The organism is Sphingomonas sp. LR59, assembly GCF_036855945.1.
In the GTDB taxonomy this organism is placed as follows: domain Bacteria; phylum Pseudomonadota; class Alphaproteobacteria; order Sphingomonadales; family Sphingomonadaceae; genus Sphingomonas.
Genome location: NZ_JASPFL010000001.1, coordinates 850,641 through 865,239, shown reverse-complemented (window position 1 = coordinate 865,239; position 14,599 = coordinate 850,641). Strand labels below are relative to the sequence as shown.

The 14,599-nt window shown below is 65.5% G+C and carries 9 protein-coding genes and 2 pseudogenes; 5 read left to right on the top strand and 6 right to left on the bottom strand.

Annotated elements, in window-relative coordinates; genetic code table 11:
- Nucleotides 1-158: 158 nt before the first annotated feature.
- Both QP164_RS04045 and QP164_RS04040 read right to left on the bottom strand, forming a co-directional pair.
- On the bottom strand, nucleotides 159-890 hold the full coding sequence (locus QP164_RS04045; protein ID WP_333924177.1) for a TonB-dependent receptor domain-containing protein: 732 nt from the start codon (nucleotides 888-890) through the stop codon (nucleotides 159-161).
- 254 nt (nucleotides 891-1,144) lie between these two features.
- Nucleotides 1,145-3,064, bottom strand: a pseudogene (locus QP164_RS04040) (TonB-dependent receptor plug domain-containing protein); the annotation flags it as partial.
- A 175-nt stretch (nucleotides 3,065-3,239) separates the two neighbouring features.
- Between QP164_RS04040 and QP164_RS04035 the strand changes: the two are divergent.
- From QP164_RS04035 to QP164_RS04025, 3 genes are read left to right on the top strand one after another with little or no spacing between them, the layout of a single operon-like run.
- Complete coding sequence (locus tag QP164_RS04035) at nucleotides 3,240-4,517, top strand: extracellular solute-binding protein (protein WP_333922226.1); 1,278 nt, start codon at nucleotides 3,240-3,242, stop codon at nucleotides 4,515-4,517.
- On the top strand, nucleotides 4,514-5,395 hold the full coding sequence (locus tag QP164_RS04030; protein WP_333922225.1) for a carbohydrate ABC transporter permease: 882 nt from the start codon (nucleotides 4,514-4,516) through the stop codon (nucleotides 5,393-5,395). Before QP164_RS04035 ends, QP164_RS04030 begins: the two co-directional genes overlap by 4 nt.
- Entirely contained in the window at nucleotides 5,386-6,234 is an 849-nt protein-coding gene (locus tag QP164_RS04025) for a carbohydrate ABC transporter permease (RefSeq protein ID WP_333922224.1), read from the top strand. Before QP164_RS04030 ends, QP164_RS04025 begins: the two co-directional genes overlap by 10 nt.
- Here the strand turns inward: QP164_RS04025 and QP164_RS04020 are convergent.
- Complete coding sequence (locus QP164_RS04020) at nucleotides 6,195-6,881, bottom strand: ABC transporter ATP-binding protein (protein ID WP_333922223.1); 687 nt, start codon at nucleotides 6,879-6,881, stop codon at nucleotides 6,195-6,197. The two genes, QP164_RS04025 and QP164_RS04020, sit on opposite strands and share 40 nt — an antisense overlap.
- Nucleotides 6,882-7,342: pseudogene (locus QP164_RS04015) on the bottom strand (ABC transporter ATP-binding protein); the annotation flags it as partial.
- A 285-nt stretch (nucleotides 7,343-7,627) separates the two neighbouring features.
- Here QP164_RS04015 and QP164_RS04010 point away from each other — a divergent pair.
- Together QP164_RS04010 and QP164_RS04005 are read left to right on the top strand one after the other, a co-directional pair.
- Nucleotides 7,628-10,183 (top strand): TonB-dependent receptor domain-containing protein, encoded by a 2,556-nt coding sequence (locus QP164_RS04010; protein WP_333922221.1) that lies wholly within the window; start codon nucleotides 7,628-7,630, stop codon nucleotides 10,181-10,183.
- Nucleotides 10,184-10,261: 78 nt separating this feature from the next.
- Nucleotides 10,262-12,283 carry a hypothetical protein gene (locus QP164_RS04005; protein WP_333922220.1) on the top strand — a complete coding sequence of 674 codons (2,022 nt, stop codon included), beginning with the start codon at nucleotides 10,262-10,264 and terminating at the stop codon, nucleotides 12,281-12,283.
- Here the strand turns inward: QP164_RS04005 and QP164_RS04000 are convergent.
- Together QP164_RS04000 and QP164_RS03995 are read right to left on the bottom strand one after the other, a co-directional pair.
- Nucleotides 12,280-12,951 carry a DUF6445 family protein gene (locus tag QP164_RS04000; RefSeq protein WP_333922219.1) on the bottom strand — a complete coding sequence of 224 codons (672 nt, stop codon included), beginning with the start codon at nucleotides 12,949-12,951 and terminating at the stop codon, nucleotides 12,280-12,282. The genes QP164_RS04005 and QP164_RS04000 overlap by 4 nt on opposite strands.
- Nucleotides 12,948-14,456, bottom strand: a complete 1,509-nt coding sequence (locus QP164_RS03995) for a tryptophan halogenase family protein (RefSeq protein ID WP_333922218.1) — start codon at nucleotides 14,454-14,456, stop codon at nucleotides 12,948-12,950. The genes QP164_RS04000 and QP164_RS03995 overlap by 4 nt, the downstream gene beginning before the upstream one ends.
- Nucleotides 14,457-14,599 lie beyond the last annotated feature (143 nt).

The window sequence follows — 14,599 nt, the reverse complement described above, 5'->3', positions numbered from 1 at the left end:
CGATGCGGATCGATGACCGTACAGCTCGGATCGATAAACGCGCCTTCTTCCATCGTGATGAGGCGCAGCATGTCTTCGGTCAGCACGGGCGTCTTTTCTCAGTTCTGCAATCCGCCGTCCGTCGTCGAGACGTCCCCCGCGGTCAACTCCCAAGCGTCTCAGTACCGGACCTTCGCCCCCGCGTAGAAATACCGACCGACCGGCGAGATCGGCACGTTGGTCTCGAAACCGATATCGGGCTTCTGGTCGGCGAGGTTGTTGACGCCGCCGTAGAACGAGAACCGCGCGTCGACCGCGACCTCGGCCTGCACGTCATGTTGCCACAGTTCCTTGTACCGGAAATAGCGCGGATCGACGAGGCTGGGGTTCGCGTCGGTATCGGCCTTGGCGAAACGACGGACGCCGTCCTGCCAGCGCAGATTGTAGCTCACGGTCAGCGCCCCCGCGGTCCAGCTCGGCGAGAAGGTGAAGGTATATTTCGGGCGGAACGGCTGGTCGACATTGTCCTCGGTAGTGGCGCCGGGCGTGGCGACCTGTTCGAGCTTGTCGAGATAGCCGCCTACCAACCGGATATCGAACGCCCCCATTCGCGCCGTCCGGAAACGATAGGCGATGTTGAGTTCGGCGCCGGCGGTGCGGAACGCCGCGACGTTCTGCGGCTGGACGACATAGCCGTTGATGAACCCGGTGCCGCGCTCCCGACTGATCGCGTTGCAATAGGCGTTGTCGAGCGTCGGCTGGTCGACGCACAGCGAGGCGATCGTGTTCGCATCAGGCGTGTTGATCGCGTCGCGCAGCCGGATGTCGTACCAGTCGAGCCCGATCGACAGCCCCGAGATCGGTCGTACGACGACGCCCGCCGTCCAGGTGCGGGCGACTTCGGCGCGCAGGTCCGGATTGCCCTGCTGCGTGCCGGGGATGAAGATCGTCGCGTTCGGGTTGTTCTGCGCGGTGAAGGTGGCGGGATTGCCCCTGCCCCGGTGATCAGCGTCTGGCAGTTCGCGGTGCGGAACTGCGTGCCGAGCGTGCGGTTGCTAAGGTAGCAGGGGTCGGAGAAGAAGTTGCTGCTGCCGGTCTGCGGGCGGAAGATTTCGCCGATGTTGGGCGCGCGGACCGAGCGACCATACGAGCCTCGGAAGCTGATCTCGCGGATCGGCGCGTAAATGCCGTTGAACTGGTAGGCGCGGGTCGAGCCGACCGTCGAATAGTCCGAATAGCGTCCGGCCGCACCGACCGAGAGCAGGCTGGCGAACGGCACGTCCTTCAGGATTGGCGCGTTGAGCTCACCGAACGCCTCCCATACATCGAAATGGCCGCTCGACGGGGTTGGCAGGATGTATTCGTCATATTGGTAGAACGCATTGTCGGTGATTGCCTGCGCCGGACGAAAGCTGCTCGACTCACGGCGATATTCGCCACCGACCGCGAACGCGATCGGGCCACCGGGCAACGTGAAAAACTGCCCGAAGTCGCCGTTCAGCGAGGCGTTGGCGACGTGTTGCGTCAGGCGCGCGTCACTCGCCGGGTTGCTCAGGAAATAGCCGAACGACGCCGGGTTCACGGTATTGCCACCGAACGTGTTGACCGGGACGCAACCGGCCGCGCGGGCATCGGCCGAGCGACAGACGATCGTTCCCCCTGGTCCACGCACCGCATCGAGTGCGTTCAGGAAGCGATCGTTGAGGCGGTCGTTGAGCTTGGTCGCGCGGACGTCGGTCTGACCGTAGGTGTAGGACACGTCGTAGCTGGCATGCTCCGAGATGCGACCGGTGACGTCGACGACGCCGCGATAGGTGCGCCGGCGGTCCTCTTCGCCACGCCGCGGGATGTCGAAATTGTTGCGATTGACGTCGACCGAGCCGAGCCCGGCCGCGGTCGCCGCGCCGAGGATGCTTGCCGGGATGTACGGATTGTCGAGCGCGATTGTCGCCGGATAATTGCCGCCGTAACCGCCGAAGCTCGTCACGGTCGACTGGACGAACTTGCCCTCCAGGCTGATCTTGAATGCGTCCGACGCGTCGTAATGCGTCAGCGCGTTGACCGCGTGGCGGCGGGTGCGCGGGAAGATGTCGCCGATATATCCGGCGACCGGCGTGTCGTCGCCGCCCACGGAATAGCTGTCGTTCTGCAGGAAACGGCCGGGCGTATAGACCGCGCCGTCACCGCGGAATGTCTGGTCGCCGATATACACGATGCCCTGGTTCGAGCTGTACGGATAGCGCAAGTCACGCACCGGTCCGATCTTGTAGCTGCCGGCGCGCGTCGGGTCGTAGCCGTCGAGATTGACGAAATACTGGCGGTCGCCCGGTGCGAGATACGCGCGGTCGTCGTTCGCGAGCGGCTGGTCGGCATTATACTCGTAGGCGAGCGTCAGATTGCCGCGGCCATCGGCGAAGTTGCCGCCGGCGATCAACGAGGCGAAGCGGTTGGCGGCGTCGCCCCGCTCGGAGATGCCGAACTGGCTTCGCGCTGCGACGCCGTCGAAATCGCGCTTCAGGACGAAGTTGACGACCCCCGAGACGCCGTCCGCGCCGTATACTGCGGAGGCGGCGCCGGTGAGCACGTCGACGCGCTCGATCAGGTCGGTCGGGATCGCGTTGATGTCCACGGCAGCGGTGTCGGGCTGGCCGGCGACGTGGCGGCGGCCGTTGACGAGCACCAGCGTCCGGTTGGGCCCAAGACCGCGCAGGTCGAGCAGGTTGAGGCCAACCTGCCCGAAGCTGCCGTCGGCCTGGGAATTGCCGGCTGTCCGCGTGCTGTCGCGCGAGTTGGTGAGCGCCGGCACGCGCTGGAGGAAGGTGGTGACGTTGGTGTTGCCCGACTTCTGGAGGTCGGCGGCGCTGAAGGAGACGATCGGGTTGGGCGCCTCGTAGTCCGGGCGCGCAATGCGTGACCCGGTGACGACGATCTCACTTGCCGGATCCGGGGCCGGATCGACGGCGGCGGGCGCGGGCGTATCGGAGGTCGGCGTACTGGTAGTCTGAGGGATGACCTGCGCTTGAGCAGAAGTCGCGGCAAGCAGGGCGACGCCAGACAGCAGATGACGGCGGCGAAGGATACGCATGACTTCTCTCCCTGTTCGCCGGCGTTGGCCCCCGCCGGCGTTCGTTGCACTCGGCTTAGGCGCATCGCCGGCTGCGGAGCAAGGTCATCGACTTTGCAAACGCTGCCAAGGCATTAACCTAGCGCAATATTTCGGCGGTTATCGCCTTATGCAGGGGGTGGCGCGGAACGCTACGATGCGCCACGATCCGACGATGGGGGAGCAGGCGCAGGACTGGACGCGGAGGGACGTATTGGGACTCCTGCCGACGCTCGGCCTGGTGGCCTGTGCCGGCACGCGCGGCGCCGAACCGTTGAAGTTCTGGGCGATGAGCTACGAGGGCGACTATTCGCCGATGCTGATACCTGCCTTCACCGCCGCGACGGGGATCGCGGTCGACGTTCAATCCTTGCCGGCGACCGCCAGCCACGAGAAGCTACTGACCGCGCAGGCCGGCGGCGCGATGCCCGACGTACTGATGCTGTATAACGGCTGGGTGCAGGAGTTCGCGACGATCGGCGCTATCGCCCCAGTCCTCTCGCCCGCTCTGGTCGCCGACATGTTTCCCGGTGTGCTCGATGCTACACGGGTCGGCGGTCGCGACTTCGCAGTGCCGTGGTCGGTCGCGCCTCAGGCGCAGTTCTACCGCCGGGATATTCTTGCCAGAGCAGGCTATGCAGCGCCTGCCGAAGACTGGGACGGCTGGCTCCGCATGGGCCATGCAATCAAGCGACAGCGACCCGACGACTTCGTATTCATGCTCCTGCTCAACTGGCCAGACACGCTCATCACGATGCTTGGCCAGACCGGCGCGACGATGCTCCGCGACCACGATACGCGCGGCAATTTCCAGACCCCGGAAGCACGGGCCGCGTTCGCCTACTACGTGCGGCTCTTCGCTGAAGGGCTCGCGCCAAAAGCGCTCTCCACCGAGATTCAGGACCCGGTCGCGGCCTTTGCGCAAGGCTATTTCGCGATCTGGCCAACCGGGCCGACGACGTTGCTCGACCTCCATCGGCGTGCCGCGGAGATCCCCGCCGAGCGTTGGGGTACGGCGCGGCTCGCGGGTCCGCACGGCGTCGGCGCGGTGTCTGGGCTGAGTACCAGCCTCTGCGTTTCCGCCGCGACGCCGCGCCCAGCCGAGGCGTGGGCACTGGTCCGCCACCTCAGTTCGCCGACAAGCGAACTCCGCTACCAGCGCCTGATCGGCAATCTCCCCGCCCGCCTGAGCGCGTGGTCGTCACCGCAACTCCGCGCGCCCATACTCGCGTCGTTTAAGGAGCAGATGCGCTTCCCCGCCGCCGCGCCGAAGGTGATTGAGTGGGAGCGGATCAAGCTCGAAATCCAGTTCGCCGCCGAGCGCGTCGTGCGGGGCGTCCAGTCGATTACACAGGCGCTCGCCGGTCTAGATACGCGCGTCGACCAGTTGCTCGCCAAGCGCCGCGCGCTGGTCGAGGCGGGGACGCTCGCATGACCCGCCAGGAACGCGCCGCCTGGCTATTCTCCGCCCCCGTCCTCGCGATCATCGCGCTGGTGTTCGTCCTGCCGACCGCACTGGCAATGGCCTTGTCGGTCACCGATTACTCGATCTACGCGCTCGCCGACTGGGCGAACCTGCGGTTCGTCGGGCTCGGCAATTTCGTCGACCTGTTCTCGACGCCGCTGTTCTGGCGCGCGATCGGCAATACCGCGCTGTTCGCGGTGCTCGGCGTACCGATGGCGATCGGTACATCGCTCGCCGTCGCGCTGCTGCTCAACGACGCGACGGTCCGGTGGAAGCCGCTCTGGCGCGTGCTGTTGTTCGCGCCCTACGTCACCAGCATCGTCGCGACCGCAGTGGTGTGGCGGTTCCTGTTCAACGAACGTTCGGGCCTCATCAACCGCGCGCTGGCGACGATCGGGGCGGCGCCGATCGACTGGCTGGGCAACCCGCACACCTCGATCCCGGCAATCCTGATCTTCGTGACGTGGAAGATCTTCGGCTACAACATGATCGTCTTTACCGCCGCGCTGTCCGCGGTGCCGCAGGACCTGATGGAGGCCGCGCGGCTCGACGGCGCCGGCCGCTGGGGCCGCTTCCGCCACGTCACCCTCCCCGCGATCGGCCCGACGCTGTTGCTCGCCGCGGTGATGAGCGTCGCGGGCTTCCTCCAGATCTTCGCCGAACCCTATGTGATGACGCTTGGCGGGCCGGCGCAGAGCACCACGACGATCCTGTATTTCATGTTCGACGAAGGCTTCAAATGGTGGAACCTGGGGCAGGCGAGCGCGGTCGCGTTCGTGCTGTTCCTGATGATCCTCGTGCTGACGATGGTCCAGACGCGGATCGGGAGGCGCTACGAATGGCTCTGAAACCCCGGGCGATCCTCGCCAATGCCGCGGTGGCGACCCTGACCGCGCTGACGATCGCCCCTCTGCTCTACATGGTGATCGTGTCGTTCATGCCGCGCGGCCAGTCGAGCAACCTGCCGACGCCGCTGTGGCCGTCGCACTGGTCGCTGGAGAATTACCACGAACTGCTCGTCCGGCGGCTGATCGACGGGGCGTGGTTCGATTACCGGATCGTCCCCGCATTGTTCAACAGCATCGCGGTCGCCGCGATCTCGACGCTGCTCGGGCTGCTGCTGACGGTGCCGGCGGGGTATGCGTTCGCCAAGCTGCGGTTCCGCGGGCGAGAGCGGCTGTTGAAGATCCTGATCGCGTCGCTGGTCGTGCCCGGTCAGGTCGCGATGCTGCCGCTGTTCCTGATCTTCAAACAACTCGGGCTGGTAAACACCTATGCCGGCGTGATCCTGCCGAGCCTGGCGGGGATTTTCGCGATCCTGTTCGTGCGGCAGGCGACGCTGGCGATCCCCGACGAGATGATCGACGCGGCGCGGATCGACGGCGCGAGCGAGGCGCGGATCTTCGTGACCATCGTCCTCCCCCTCCTCACCCCGATCGTGGTCACGCTGGCGCTCTTCATGTTCCTCGGCTCGTGGAACGACTTCCTCTGGCCGCTGATCGTGCTGGCCGACCAGCATCTCTACACGCTGCCGGTCGCGGTCGCCGCGATCGCGCGCGAGCATTCGGCGGACGGCGAGCTGATGATGGCAGCCGCCGTCGTCACGACGATGCCCGTGCTGCTGCTCTTCCTCGCGATGCAGCGTTATTACCTGACCGGACTGCTCGGGGGTAGCGTGAAGGGATAGGCGCGGCCATCGACGCCGAACACATGCGCGTCGTCGGGCGCAACGCCGACCCGCAGGACTTCGCCAAGCGTGATCGACCGATCCCCCGGCAACTGCGCGACGATCGTATCCGCCGCGCCGCGTGCGCCGAGATGCGCGAACGACAATGGCCCGAGTCGCTCGAACAGCTCGACTGCGCCAACGAACGGTCCCGCATCATCGACGTGCAGATGTTCGGGCCGGACGCCGAGAGTGACCACCCCGCCGACCGAGTCCGGAGGCATGATTGCGCCGGTCCTCACTATCTCGCCCCCAGCCAACCGCACCGTGCCGCCAGACTCGTCGACCGACGCGATCGTCGCCGCGAGCAGGTTCATGCCCGGCGACCCGATCGCCGCGGCGACGGCCAGGCTCGCCGGCCGCCGATACACCTCGATCGGCGGTCCGACCTGCTCCACGCGCCCCTCGCTCATCACGACGATGCGATTGGCGAGCGTCATCGCCTCCAGCTGATCGTGCGTGACATAGATCATCGTCGCGCCAAGCTGCTGATGCAGCCGCGCGAACTCGTGCCGCATCCGCGCGCGAAGATTGGCGTCGAGGTTCGACAACGGCTCGTCGAGCAGCAGCACCTTCGGCCGCCGCACTACCGCGCGCGCGATCGACACCCGCTGGCGCTGCCCCCTGACAAGGCACGCGGCCGCCGGTCCAGCAGCTCGGACAGGTCGAGCATCGCCGCGACCTCCGCAACCCGCTCGGCAATCTCGCGCTTGGCGACCTTTGCGACCTTCAACGGAAATGCGATGTTCTCCGCAACCGTGAGATGCGGGTACAGCGCATAGGACTGGAACACCATCGCCAGCCCGCGGTCCGACGGCGCTGCGTCGGTCACGTCGCGTCCGCCGATCATGACCCGCCCCGCGCTCGGGATCTCAAGCCCCGCGATCATCCGCAACAGCGTCGACTTGCCGCACCCAGATGGCCCGACGAGCACGACGAACTCGCCCTCCTCGATCGCCAGGTCGGTCGACTGGAGCACGGTCGTGTCTCCGAAACGCTTGGAAAGTCCGCTAATTTCAACGCTCGCCACCGCATGCCCCTTTACCGATGCCGCCTTGGGTAGCGGCATGAACGGTAGCGTGCAAAGCAGCGACCGCGTGACGAAAACGGCGAACGACACGATTCATAACCGGTGTTTTGCCAGGAACGATCCGTTCTAGCGCTGCCCGGAGCGGATGCAGATGCGTCCTGAGTTTACAGATTGGCCTCGATGCGCTGGCGAGTGCGACCGATTCGCCACACTAGCAACTTAATCTATCTCAAGTCTCACTTCGGTGATTGGCGCAAACCAGCGCGGGGATTAAAGAGTATCCCACTGGCTTCATTAGAAAAGCTGGCGGTTGGGAGAGCTATGATGACTGATCGACGCGCGCTTCGCGTGTTCCTTTTGGCTGGTTGCGCGACCGTGTCGCTCCCGGCTTATGCGCAGACCGCAGAACCAACCGCGTCGACGGCCGCGACCATCCCGCAGGACCCGGCCCAGGCTGCGACCGCTGCCGACGACTCCACCACCCCCGATATCGTCGTCACCGGCCAGACCACGCGCAACCGTCCGCTGATCACCGCCTCCGCCGACATCACGCTCGCGTCGCGTGCCGATATCGACCGCAAGGCTCCGCGGTCGACCGCGGACATGCTCGAACTGATCCCCGGCATCTTCGTCGAGTCGACCGCGGGCGCCGTATCGAACAATTATTCGGTGCGCGGCCTGCAAGGCGGCGGCCAGCGCTTCATTCAGCTGGAAGAGGACGGCATGCCGATCCTGTACAGCGGCGGCGGTGCCGACTTCTTCTTCGACCAGGACCTGACCATCGATCGCCTCGAAGCGGTGAAGGGCGGCTCGTCGGGCGTGCTGACCGTCAACGGTGCCGGTGCGACGATCAACTTCATCTCGAAGACGCCAAACTTCACGCGCACCGAAGCGATGGCGCGCGGCAGCTACTATAATTACGGCCAGAAGCGTGGCGAAGTGTACCTGTCGTCGCCTATCACCGACAGGCTGGCGTTCAACATCGGCGGCTATTTCCAGTCGAGCCCTGGCGTGCGCGACAACCCGTTCGACTATCGCGGCTGGCGCATCAAGGGCGCGCTGGAATATCGCCCCGAGGCCGGTGGCTATATCCGGATCTCGGCCAAGGGCGGTGATATCGAGAATGCCTTTTACGCGGATCAGCCGTACCGCTTCATTGATGGCGAGCCGAGCGGTATCCCGAGCCTCAGCACCCAGTTCGGCAATGTCGGCGGTGATGCGTTCAAGAGCATCCAGGTCCCGGTCTCGACCTTCGCGCATCCAAGCGGCTTCCGCGAATTTCGCTATCAGGATGGCATCAAGGCGAAGACGGCGCAGTTCCGCATCGATATGGAGGCGCCGGTCAGCGACAACGTCAACCTGTTCCTGCACAGTCGCTACCTGAAATATTCGTACGACTTCAACGGCCTGTTCCCGGGCTCGGGCACCGGGAACGCCGGCCTGACCAGCGCGGTCAACTATCTGACGCCCGGCGTCGGTTCGCCGATCAACGACCTGCTGACCGCGGGGCGAACGGCGTTTCCGACCGCGACGCGCTTCGGCATCCGCAACCTGCGGACCGGCACGGTGCTGGGCAGCAACCAGACTGCGGAACTCAATGCGCTGAACGGCAACGGCTTCCTCCAGCGCACGACGCTCAACCACGATTACATCGACGGCAAGGATTTCGGTCTCAACGGCGGCGGCACGTGGGAATATGAGAGCGGCGGCTTCAAGAACTCGCTGACCGTCGGCGCGATGTATTACGACGTGACACGCGAGCAGGACCAGTCGGCGACGGCAAGCGTCGTCAACGACGTGCGGTCGAACAGCGACATCTACGACATCGTCGCGCTGAACGCGGCTAATGGCGTCGTCGGTACGCTGTCCGATAACGGCCTAGTTTCGTATGGCGACTGGGGCGCTGGCATCCGCACGCGCAAGGACTCCACCGTCTCGTTTTATGCCAATGACGAGCTGTCGATCGGCGACCTGCATCTCGACGGCGGCATCCGCTGGGAGCACGACTCCGCGACGTTCCTGGACGGTCAGGCAGCAGCGGTGAACCAGCCGGTGCAGCCGAACGTGCCCGGCCTCATCCGCACGGTCGGATCGACCTTCGACGGGACCTTTGCACGGACGCAGCGGACGCAGTCGAAGGCAGCGTACACCGCCGGCGCGAACTATCAGTTCACGCCGAACCTCGCGATCTACGCGCGCTATGCGAACGGTTTCCAGACCAACAACACCGATCCGATCACGACGATCGAGCTGTACGAGGCTGGCGTCCGCTATCAATACCAGCGCTTCATCAGCGGCTCGGCGACGGTATTCCAGACCAACTTCAAGAACCAGAACTACAACTTCGCCAACCCGACCAACCCGTCGCAACAGCAGAACATCAACGCCGACCTGCGCACGCGCGGTGTCGAAGTGGATGTGAACGTCCGTCCGGTCACGTGGTTCTCGGTCGATTTCCAGGGCGTGTTCCAGCAACCCAAGCTGCTCAACCTCGAGATCGACGGCGTCAGCCAAGGTGCGCAGTACGAAGGCAACCGCCCCGAACGGACGCCCGCCAAGCTGTTCACGATCACGCCGGCGATCAAGCTGCCGAATGGGTTGGGCGAAGTGTACGGCCGTTACAAATATGTCGGGCGGATCTTCGCCGATGCCGGCAACGGGGTCGCGCTGCCCAGCTACGGCGTGACCAGCGCGGGGATCACGATCAACGTCAACCAGCGGATCCAGGCGAATTTCAACGCCGACAACATCTTCAACGTCGTTGGCCTGACCGAGGGCAATCCGCGCCAGGGCCAGACTCAGGCGGTAACCGATGGCTATTTCTATGCCCGCGGCATTGTCGGTACGACCTATGGCGGATCGGTGACGCTGAAGTTCTGATAGACCGGCGATGTGAGGGTTCAAACGGGGCGGCGAGCAGGCGACTGTTCTGCCGCCCCTTTTCGCGGAGTGACAATCATGAAGACGATAGCGCGCATGGCGATGGCGGGTGGCCTCGCACTCCTCACCTGCGCCGCGGCGCCGATCACGGCTCGACCGGAGCTTACCTATCAGTTGACCGAGGGAAAGAACCTCAACGCCTTCGTCCGCGACAAGGCGGTGGCGGCGCATGTCCTGCTGCGCAACGGTGACGATCCGCGCATCCTGGTAGCGTTTCCGGCGGGCAACAGCGGTGTCGGCCTTTGGTTCGCGAACACCGCACGCCCCGTGACCTGGCGGCTGGACCAGGCGCCGCTACCGCTGAACCGCGGGAGCTTGCACGGCATCGTCGCGGTCGCGACCGTCGATGCGCCGCGGTTGGTCCCGAAGCAGGCGGTGTTGTCCAATATCCGCTTCCTGCGCGACTATCAGGCGGTCGGTACGTTTCCCGCGGAGCTCACCGCGACGCCGGTAATCGCCGGGGACACGATCACGTGGCGCCGCAAGCGCCTCGACGGCGCGGCAGGCTATGAACTGACGCTGCGGGTTATGGCGGGACGGATCGACCAAGGCGCGATCGTTGCCGGCGCGAACGGGCAAATTCGGTTGGAGATCACGGCGCTGACCGGCGACGCAGCGTTGACCCCGATCCCGGCGGCGGAGTTACTCAATGCGACGGCGGCCGCCGATCCCGCCACGCGCAATGCACTGGCGTTTCTCAGCTATCGGGAGAAGTTCCTGGCGGGTTCCTGGCGCTTCGATACCTATTTCGGGCGCGACACGCTGATGTCGTTGCGGCTGCTAATGCCGGCCCTCAAACCCATCGCGATCGAGTCGGGCCTCAATGCGGTCATCGCGCGACTGTCGCCCGGCGGCGAAGTCGCGCATGAAGAAGGGATTAGTGAATTCGCGATCCTCGCCAATCGCAAGGCGGGCCGCAGCGGTGACGCCGCCGAACTCGACTATGGCATGGTCGACGACGATTACATGCTCGGGCCGGTCGCCGCCGACTATCTGCTCGGGGCGGGCAAGCAGCGCGCGTCCGCCTATCTGGCCGCACCCCTCGCGAGCGAGAGCCAGCCGGGGCGCCGCGAGCCGGTCGGTGCGGCGCTGGTCCGCAATCTCCGCTTCGTGCTGGCGCAGGCGAGTGCGTTCGCCGCAGCCCCATCGGCCCGCAACCTCGTCGCGATCAAGCCCGGGCGGATGACCGGCGAGTGGCGCGACAGCGAGGAAGGCCTTGGCCGCGGCATTTACGCGTATGACGTGAACGCCGCTCTAGTCCCCGCGGCGATCGAAGCGGCAGACCGCCTCGCGCGGGCCGGACTACTCGACAGATATCTGTCGCCGGGCGATCGCTCGGCGTTTGAGCGGGCCGGCACGATGGCCGACGTCTGGCGGACAAAGGCACCAGCGCTGTTCCGCGTCGAGATCCCTGCTGCATCTGCCGCGGCGGACGTGCGGCGCTATGCGGCGACCCTCGGCGTGCCCGCAGCACCGGCGCTGGCGGCGCTGGGCAAGGCCCCGGTCGTATTTCATGCGCTATCTTTGGGCGCCGATGGCGCGCCGGTGAAGATCGTCAATTCGGACGAGGGCTTCGCGCTGTTGTTCGGGCGACCGTCCTCAATCGATCTCGATACCTTTGTGGGCGGGATCATGCGGCCCTTCCCGGCGGGTCTGATGACCGACATCGGGTTGCTGGTAGCCAATCCGGCGTTCGCCGATAGGGCGGCACAGGCGCGCTTTACGCCCGCGGCATATCACGGCGCGGTCGTCTGGTCGTGGCAGCAGGCGTTGCTAGCGGCCGGGCTGGAACGTCAGCTGGCGCGGACGGACCTGCCTGCGGCGACCCGGATGCGGCTCAGGACCGCGCAGACGGCACTGTGGCGCGCGATCGCCGCAGGCATGACGATCCGCGGATCGGAACTCTGGTCGTGGGCGTACAAGGACGGCGGCTACCGCATCGTCGCATTCGGCGCGGGCAACGCCGATGTCGACGAATCAAACGCGGCGCAATTGTGGAGCACGGTCTATCTCGCCGTGCAGCCGCCGGGGGCTCGCTAACCGGCGAAGAAGCCAGTGATCGTCAGGCGTCCAGTTTGCGGGTCGGACGCCAGCGACACGCCGTCCGCGATTTCACCGGAATGCAGCAGGCTGCTGCGATACAACAGCGCCCGATTGTACACGCCGTCGATGCGCGCGATCCGTTCGAACAACGGCGTGTCACCGGCGATATAGGACTCGGGTGCGCCGTGCTTCACCAGGTCCCGGTTAAGCGCGGCGAAATAAGGATCGCGGCGACTCGCGTCGATCGTCTCGAACCCGGTCGAACGATGTCGGTAGAACGCGGTACCGCCGGTTTCGTCGGGCACAAGATAATGAATCAGAGCCAGCCGTCCAGGCTCCACCGCATCAACGTGCGGCAGGCGTTGCTCGATCGACAGCGCGGACGGCGCCATCGTCACGATTGAGAAGCGCGCTTCCAGCAGCGACAGCCCGGCCGACATCCCAAAAACCTGCTTCGCGATCGTAGCGATGAGCGCCCCTTGATCGCGCATATAGCTATCGGGAAGCGACGCGGCGATGCCGGGGTAATGTCGTCCTGCCGGGCTATAATCCTGCGCCGCGGCAAAAACCCGCAGCGCGTGGGGATCGGGGACGAAGTGGTCGATGACGACCACGGGTTCCCCCTCCGTGCCGATACGACGTGCCCGCACGTTGGGCGTCGTCATCGCGCGGCGACCTGCGGGTCAACTAGCGCTGCGATCGCCACGTCATGCAACGGCAGCGTCGGCGTCGCGCGTGCGATGACCGTCTCGATCTGGTCGAGCTGGCGGCGGTTTGTCACCGCATCGAGGGTATCGGCCAACGGCGCATGGCCCAAGGCGCCCACCCCTTGCCCCTCCAGCACCGCGAGCCAGCTTGCCTCGCGGAACAGTTCGTCGGCACTCAGCATCAGCCGTCCAGCACGCGCGTATTGCGTCATCTTGTCGATCAGCGTGGGAGGCGGCGTCATGTGACGCGTGTGTCGCCAGAGCGGCGCGTCATGGCCCTGCGTGGCGTGATAGTGAAGGATCAGAAAGTCGCGAATGCCGTCCATGTCGCGCGCCAACAGAGTGTTGAACTGACGTGCCAGCGCGGGGTCGCAATCGGCATCTGGGAACAGCGTGATAAGTTTGGCGATGCCACTCTGGATCAAGTGAATACTGGTCGATTCGAGCGGCTCGAGGAACCCCGATGCCAGCCCGATCGCGACGACATTGCCGCGCCATGCCTCGCGCCGGAACCCTGCGGTGAAGCGAAGCATGCGTGGATCCGCCAGCGCTTCGCCGTCGAGGTTGGAGAGCAGGATCGCCACCGCCTCGTCGTCCGACACGAAGCTGCTCGCATAGACATAGCCGTTGCCGGTGCGGTGCTGGAGCGGGATCCGCCACTGCCAGCCGGCGGGGCGCAGCGTCGACCGCGTAAACGGCGTCGTCGCGGCGATGCGCGCGCACGGCACCGCGACTGCGCGGTCGCAGGGGAGCCAATGCGACCAGTCCTCGAACTGCGCGCCCATCGTCTCGCCGATAAGCAGGGCACGAAACCCCGAGCAGTCGATGAAGAGATCGCCTTCCAGCCGCTCGCCTCGGTCGTTCGTCAAGGCGGTAACGAAGCCGGTTTCGGGATCACGCTCGATGTCGCGCAACAGGCCCTCGTGCCGAACGACGCCGCGCTTCTCGGCAAGTTGACGCAGATGGCGGGCATAGAGGCCGGCGTCGAAATGATAGGCATAGCCGAGCGTCGACAGGATCGACCGCGGGTCGTCCACGGGCTTCGCGAAGCGGCCGGCAGCGGCAAGCTGCGCGGCCAGCGAATAGGCCGATAGCGGCCGATCGAGCCCATCCGCCCTGGCCCGCAGCCAGTGCTGATGGAACGGCACGGGTCCAAGATCGACGCCGTAGCGGCCGAACGGGTGGAAATACCGCGTGCCGGGTCGCGCCCAATCGACGAATTCGATGCCGAGCTTGAAACTCGCTTTCGTCGCCGCGACGAACGCCGCCTCTTCCAGTCCGATCAACTGATTGAACCAGTGGATCGTCGGGATAGTCGCTTCGCCGACACCGACGGTCCCGATCGCGTCAGATTCGAGGATGCTGATCTTGACTAGGTCGCCGAACGTGGCGCCCAAGGCCGCGGCGGTCATCCACCCCGCGGTTCCTCCGCCAAGGATTACAAGACGTTGCACGCGCTTCATGCCGCGCAGTCCTGCGCAATTTCTTTTGGATAGCAAGCTGCTTCCTTACCCATGGCCCGCACGACGGTCAGCATTGACAGGTGCCCAATGCCCTGAAGTCCCGGTTGGCCAGTGGCGTTCTGTCGGCGTGTAATCGATCAAAC

What these genes read in the sequence shown, in the direction of transcription:
- QP164_RS04025 (WP_333922224.1), top strand. Translation starts at nt 5,386, where the DNA reads ATGGCTCTGAAACCCCGGGCGATCCTCGCCAATGCCGCGGTGGCGACC.
- QP164_RS04000 (WP_333922219.1), bottom strand. Translation starts at nt 12,951, where the DNA reads ATGACGACGCCCAACGTGCGGGCACGTCGTATCGGCACGGAGGGGGAA.
- QP164_RS04005 (WP_333922220.1), top strand. Translation starts at nt 10,262, where the DNA reads ATGAAGACGATAGCGCGCATGGCGATGGCGGGTGGCCTCGCACTCCTC.
- QP164_RS04035 (WP_333922226.1), top strand. Translation starts at nt 3,240, where the DNA reads ATGCGCCACGATCCGACGATGGGGGAGCAGGCGCAGGACTGGACGCGG.
- QP164_RS03995 (WP_333922218.1), bottom strand. Translation starts at nt 14,456, where the DNA reads ATGAAGCGCGTGCAACGTCTTGTAATCCTTGGCGGAGGAACCGCGGGG.
- QP164_RS04010 (WP_333922221.1), top strand. Translation starts at nt 7,628, where the DNA reads ATGACTGATCGACGCGCGCTTCGCGTGTTCCTTTTGGCTGGTTGCGCG.
- QP164_RS04030 (WP_333922225.1), top strand. Translation starts at nt 4,514, where the DNA reads ATGACCCGCCAGGAACGCGCCGCCTGGCTATTCTCCGCCCCCGTCCTC.